At 72.5% G+C, this 5,808-nt stretch carries 7 protein-coding genes; 2 read left to right on the top strand and 5 right to left on the bottom strand.

Annotation, left to right across the window (positions count from 1 at the left end):
• A partial coding sequence (locus H5J30_RS15345) for a DEAD/DEAH box helicase (protein WP_374100984.1) occupies positions 1–1,314 on the bottom strand: 1,314 nt, incomplete at its 3' end.
• A gap of 305 nt (positions 1,315–1,619) precedes the next feature.
• Between H5J30_RS15345 and H5J30_RS15340 the strand changes: the two genes are divergently transcribed.
• Complete coding sequence (locus H5J30_RS15340) at positions 1,620–2,393, top strand: ferritin-like fold-containing protein (protein WP_181787992.1); 774 nt, start codon at positions 1,620–1,622, stop codon at positions 2,391–2,393.
• 71 nt (positions 2,394–2,464) lie between these two features.
• Here the strand turns inward: H5J30_RS15340 and H5J30_RS15335 are convergent, their stop codons facing one another.
• The 4 genes from H5J30_RS15335 to H5J30_RS15320 form a co-directional block, all read right to left on the bottom strand.
• Positions 2,465–2,737, bottom strand: a complete 273-nt coding sequence (locus H5J30_RS15335) for a hypothetical protein (protein WP_374100983.1) — start codon at positions 2,735–2,737, stop codon at positions 2,465–2,467.
• 160 nt (positions 2,738–2,897) lie between these two features.
• Positions 2,898–3,125, bottom strand: a complete 228-nt coding sequence (locus H5J30_RS15330; protein WP_181787990.1) for a DUF3107 domain-containing protein — start codon at positions 3,123–3,125, stop codon at positions 2,898–2,900.
• A gap of 123 nt (positions 3,126–3,248) precedes the next feature.
• Positions 3,249–3,890, bottom strand: coding sequence for a TetR/AcrR family transcriptional regulator (locus H5J30_RS15325; RefSeq protein WP_026276101.1), 642 nt, complete (start codon positions 3,888–3,890; stop codon positions 3,249–3,251).
• A gap of 162 nt (positions 3,891–4,052) precedes the next feature.
• Positions 4,053–4,304 (bottom strand): hypothetical protein, encoded by a 252-nt coding sequence (locus H5J30_RS15320; RefSeq protein WP_181787989.1) that lies wholly within the window; start codon positions 4,302–4,304, stop codon positions 4,053–4,055.
• Positions 4,305–4,578: 274 nt separating this feature from the next.
• On the opposite strand from H5J30_RS15320, the gene H5J30_RS15315 reads away from it, so the two are divergent.
• Complete coding sequence (locus H5J30_RS15315) at positions 4,579–5,472, top strand: alpha/beta fold hydrolase (protein WP_181787988.1); 894 nt, start codon at positions 4,579–4,581, stop codon at positions 5,470–5,472.
• Positions 5,473–5,808 lie beyond the last annotated feature (336 nt).

The raw sequence follows: 5,808 nt of genomic DNA, 5'->3' as shown, positions 1-5,808 counted from the left end.
GCGGGTCCGCTCGGCGCGCGGCAGCACGCCCTTCGTACCCTCCGGGATGCTCAGTGCCTCGTACAGGTGCGGGGAGGTGGAGTACGTCTCCTGGGGGTTCTCCAGGTCGAGCTCCAGCGCCTTGTTGATCAGGTGCCAGCGCGTGATCTCGTCCCAGTCGACCAGCGTGACCGCCGTGCCGGACGCGCCCGCGCGGGCGGTGCGGCCGATGCGGTGCAGGTACGTTTTCTCGTCTTCCGGCGTCTGGTAGTTGATCACGTGCGTGATGCCGGTGACGTCGATGCCGCGCGCCGCCACGTCGGTGCAGACCAGCACGTCGACCTTGCCGTTGCGGAACGCCCGCAGCGCCTGCTCGCGCGCGCCCTGGCCCAGGTCGCCGTGGACCGAGCCGGCGGCGAACCCGCGCCGGCCCAACTGCTCCGCGACGTCCGCGCACGTGCGCTTCGTACGGCAGAAGATCATGGTCAGCCCGCGGCCGTCGGCCTGCAGGATGCGCGCCAGCATCTCCGGCTTGTCCATCGAGTGCGCCCGGAAGGCGTGCTGCTCGACGGCGGCGACGGTGGCGCCCTCGTCGTCGGGCGCGGTGGCGCGGATGTGGGTCGGCTGCGACATGTAGCGCCGGGCGAGGCCGATGACCTGCCCCGGCATCGTCGCCGAGAACAGCATCGTCTGCCGCTTGGCCGGCAGCTGCTGGATGATCTTCTCGACGTCCGGCAGGAAGCCGAGGTCGAGCATCTCGTCGGCCTCGTCGAGCACCAGCACCTTGATCTTCGACAGGTCCAGCTTGCGCTGGCCGGCGAGGTCGAGGAGGCGGCCGGGGGTGCCGACGACGACGTCGACGCCCTTCCTCAGCGCCTCCAGCTGGGGCTCGTACGCCCGGCCGCCGTAGATCGACAGCGCGCGGACGTTACGGACCTTGCCGGCGGTCTGCAGGTCGTTGGTGACCTGCACGCACAGCTCGCGGGTAGGGACGACGACGAGCGCCTGCGGCGCGTTCGTCAGGGCGCCGGTGTCGGCGCGACCGGACTCGACGTCGGCGGGGACGACGACCTTCTCCAGGAGGGGAAGGCCGAAGCCGAGCGTCTTGCCGGTACCGGTCTTGGCCTGGCCGATCACATCGGTGCCGGCGAGGGCCACGGGAAGGGTCATCTCCTGAATGGGGAAAGGAGTGGTGATTCCCACGGCCTCCAGGGCCTCAGCAGTCTCGGGGAGGATCCCCAGGTCTCGAAACGTGGACAGGATGCTTGCCTCTTCTGTCGGTCGCGGCGAGCGGCGGGGGACGGGGGTCGTACCGTGCGGGTGGCGCGGGACCACTTCTTCCGTCTCTCGCGCGCTCCAGCCGCGAGAATTCCCTCCGGCGGTGTGCGTACGGCGGGACAGGCCGCACGGGCTCCGCTGAGAGCGGTCGGGGCGGAGCCGATCGGGCCACCGACCGGGCATCCTTCAGTACATGCTTCCCACGCGCCTCCGGGCTCACGCCCACGGCATGGGGACCCGCCGTGACCGGCAGGTGCTATACCACTCTACCTAATATCGTGCAGCCGTGTTGTGCGATGTCTCATAGTCCACGGGCTGACCAGGCTCTTCCCAGGTCCCTACGGGCCGCTATATTCCGCTCCATGGACACTCCCCCTGCCGACGAGGCCGCACCCCAGGACACCGGAGAGACCGGGGATGACGGAGGCACCGCCGCCGCATCCGGCGTAGCCGCCGAGGACTGGGCGCAGGCCGCCGCCGACCCGCAGTACCGGGCCGCGGTCGTCGACCTGCTCGGCGCCCTCGCCTACGGCGAGCTGGCCGCCTTCGAGCGGCTGGCGGAGGACGCGAAGCTGGCGCCCGGCGTGGAGGACAAGGCGGAGCTGGCGGCGATGGCCGCGGCCGAGTTCCACCACTTCGAGCGGCTGCGGGACCGGCTGGCCGAGATCGACGAGAACCCGGCCCGCGCGATGGAGCCGTTCGCCGCCGCGCTCGACGAGTTCCACCGCCAGACGGCGCCCTCCGACTGGCTGGAGGGGCTGGTCAAGGCGTACGTCGGCGACTCCATCGCCAGCGACTTCTACCGCGAGGTCGCGGTCCGGCTGGACTCCGACACCCGCGGCCTGGTGCTGAGCGTGCTGGACGACACCGGGCACGCGACGTTCGCCGTGGGCAAGGTCCGCAGCGCGATCGAGGCCGACCCGCGGGTCGGCGGCCGGCTGGCGCTGTGGGCACGGCGGCTGATGGGCGAGGCGCTGAGCCAGGCGCAGCGGGTGGTGGCGGAGCGGGATGCGCTGTCGATGATGCTCGTCGGCGGGGTCGCCGACGGGTTCGACCTGGCGGAGGTGGGGCGGATGTTCTCCCGTATCACCGAGGCGCACACCAAGCGGATGGCGGCGCTGGGGCTCTCCGCCTAGCGGTTCCGAAATGATTCCGCCCCGATCCGAGGGGATCGGGGCGGAACCGAAGGCTTCGGTACGTCCGCGGCTCAGCGCACGGGGCGGCCCGCCAGGTACGCCGCCGCCGGGCGGCTCCGCTCCGGGTTCTTGACCAGCAGCGACAGCATCGCCGCCGCGAAGGCCCCGGCCACCGGCAGGACGATCGGCAGGTTCCCCGAGCCCAGCACCGTGTGGGCCAGGGCGGCGCCGAGGACGGCGGCTCCCGGTCCTGTGGCCAGGGTGAGGTTCCGGTGCCGGAACCGGTCGGGATAGCGGGAGAGTGCGGCCAGCGCAATGGCCAGGCCGATGACTGCGGAACACACGGCTGTCAGGATCATCTCGCGCCCGCCCTTCGTTGGGCCCCCACTGCTGGGGCGAATCGGACGCTCCGGATCTACCCGCATGGATCCGCGGGCAAACGACGGCCCCCCGGTGTCGGACACCGGGGGGCCGGACGAGCTGGGAAGGCGGGGAAAACCGCCCTCAGAGGGCGCCGAAACCCACCTTGCGCGCGGTCGGCGCGCCGATCTCCACGTAGGCGATACGGGCCGACGGCACGAGGATCTTCCGGCCGCGGTCGTCGACCAGGGTCAGCACCTCCGACTTGCCGCCGAGCGCGTCCGCCACCGCGCTCTCGATCTCTTCGGCGGACTGCCCGCTCTCCAGGCTGATCTCACGGGGGGCGTGCTGCACGCCGATCTTGACCTCCACGGCCTGATCCCTTTCGGTCAGTTGGATGTACGTGTGCACACTAACCCGGCGTGCACACCCCGCGGGACCGATGCCTGCACGCCCGCAGCGAACACGCTGCGGGGCGTCTTCCGGGGAGCCGTCCTACGGCTGGTCCGGGCCGCCGTGCAGCGGGAAGCCGGCGATGCCGCGCCAGGAGAGCGAGGCGATCAGGCGGGCGGCGGCGTCCCGCGGGATGGACCGGCCGGAGCCCAGCCAGTACCGCGCGGTGATCTGCGCCATGCCGCACAGCCCCACCGCGAGCAGCATCGCCTGCTCGACCGGCAGGTCGGTGTCCTCCGCGATGACCTCGCTGACCGCCTGCGCGCAGTCCAGGCTGACCCGGTCGACGCGCTCGCGGACCGCGGGCTCGTTGGTCAGGTCGGACTCGAAGACCAGCCGGAATGCGCCGCCCTCGTCCTCGACGAAGGCGTAGTACGCATCCATCGTGGCGGCGACGCGCTGCTTGTTGTCCGACGTGGACGCGAGCGCCGCGCGCACCGCCTTGAGCAGCGCGTCGCAGTGCTGGTCGAGCAGGGCGAGGTACAACTCCAGCTTGCCGGGGAAGTGCTGGTAGAGCACCGGCTTGCTGACGCCGGCGCGGTCCGCGATGTCGTCCATGGCGGCGGAGTGGTACCCCTGGGCGACGAAGACCTCCTGGGCCGCACCGAGGAGCTGGTTGCGGCGCGCGCGACGGGGAAGCCTCGTACTGCGTGGACGCGTCTCGGCCTGCTCCATGGCTGTCACTGCGCCTCCTGGTTCCTCAGATGATCGCCCCCGGGACGCCGGGCCTGTCCGGCGGGCCGACCGCAGGTGCCATCGTACGTGCGGGTAATCGTCCGGCGCTCCGTCGCTGCGCGAAATTTCATCGCCCTCGACCTGGGCCGAACCGGGGCAATACCGTGCACGTCACCGGTATTCGTCCTCGTCTTGTTCGACGGCGCGGGCCTGTTCGGCGGCGTCCGCCGGGTCCGCCTCGGCACCGTCGCGCCCGCCCGGCCCGTTCTCCTCGTCGCCCTGCCCCACCTCGGCGCGCTGCTCCGCGGCGTCGGCCTCCGGGGTCTCGTCGTCCGGTCCCCCGGGGGCGTCCGCCGCCCGGGCCCGGCCCGTACGGCGGGATGGCTCGTCGAAGGTGTCCGAATCCTGCGGGTCGACCGCCATGGCGTCGTCTCCCTCTCCGCGTCGTCCGTCACCCTGACTTCGGGCACAGTTTCGGTCGATGTCCTCCATACGAGCCTAAGAGAGGGTGCTTTCGGCCGCGAGGCGGCTTGTGAGCGCGAACACATGAACCACTGCGTGACTGTCTCGTAACATTGCCCCCATGCCGTCGACAGAGCCCTATCTGGCGGGCGACGAAGCATTCCCGGCGAACGGCTCGCCCGGGACAGCGCCGCCCTCCCCCACCGGAGGCCGAAGCGGTGTCACGCGACGGCAGGTGACGCTCCCCGGGCTCACCCTCGCCGTCCGCGGCCACCCGCCGGCACGCCCGGGACTGCCGCCCGCGGTGTACGTGCACGGGCTCGGCGGCTCCGCGCTGAACTGGGCCGGCCTCGGCCCCCTGCTCGCCGGCCGCGTCGACGGAGACGCCGTCGACCTCCCCGGCTTCGGCGACTCCCCGCCCCCCGACGACGGCGACTACTCCCTGTCCGGCCACGCCCGCGCCGTCATCCGCTACCTCGACGCCGGCGACCGCGGCCCCGTACACCTCTTCGGCAACTCGCTGGGCGGCACCATCGTCACCCGCGTCGCGGCGCTCCGCCCCGACCTGGTGCGCACCCTCACCCTCGTCTCGCCCGCCCTGCCCGAACTGCCCCCGCAGCGCACCGCGGTGCCCACCGCGCTGCTCGCCCTGCCCGGCGTCACCGCGCTCTTCGCGCGGCTGACCCGGGACTGGACCGCGGAGCAGCGCACCCGCGCCGTACTGGGCCTCTGCTACGGCGACCCGCGCCGCGTCAGCCCGGAGGGCTTCGCCGAGCACGCGCGCGAATACGCCAGGCGCATGCGGCTGCCGTACCACTGGGACGCCATGGAGCGGTCGGCGCGCGGGGTGGTCGGCGCGTACACCCTGGGAGGGCAGCATTCGCTGTGGCGGCTGGCCGAGCGGGTGCTGGCCCCTACGCTGCTCGTCTACGGCTGCCGCGACCAACTCGTATCGTTCAGGATGGCGCGGCGGGCGAAGACCGCGTTCCGCAACTCGCGGCTGCTGGCCCTGCCGGCGGCGGGGCACGTGGCCATGATGGAGTACCCGGAAGTGGTGGCCAGGGCGTTCACCGAGCTGTTGGACGAGTACGAGACAGGGGTCGCGGACGCGAGCCCCGGCGGGAGCTGACACACACGGTGGGCAGGCACAGCGCGGCCGGCAAGGGCAAGAAGCAGGCGCGGGACGGCGGGGGCAGGACCGGGGCGAGGCCCGGGTCCGGCTCAGGGCCGGATTCCGGCCCGGGTTCCGCTGCCGGCCGCCGTTCCGGCTCCGGTTCTGGTTCGGGTTCCGGGGCGCGTCCGCCGCTGCCGCGGCGCGGGGACACGGGGCCGATTCCGCGGATCAGCGACACGGGCCCGATCCCGCGGGTGACGGACACCGGTCCGGTGCCGCGCGTGCCCGGAGGCGCGCGGACGGTCACGGGTACGGGCGCGATGCCGAGGTTCGGCGACACGGGACCGCAGC

Origin of the sequence: Streptomyces phytophilus (assembly GCF_013870535.1) — a bacterium.
Taxonomy (GTDB): domain Bacteria; phylum Actinomycetota; class Actinomycetes; order Streptomycetales; family Streptomycetaceae; genus Streptomyces; species Streptomyces phytophilus.
Note: the sequence above shows the minus strand (reverse complement) of the source record. Positions and strands in the feature narration are given on the sequence as shown.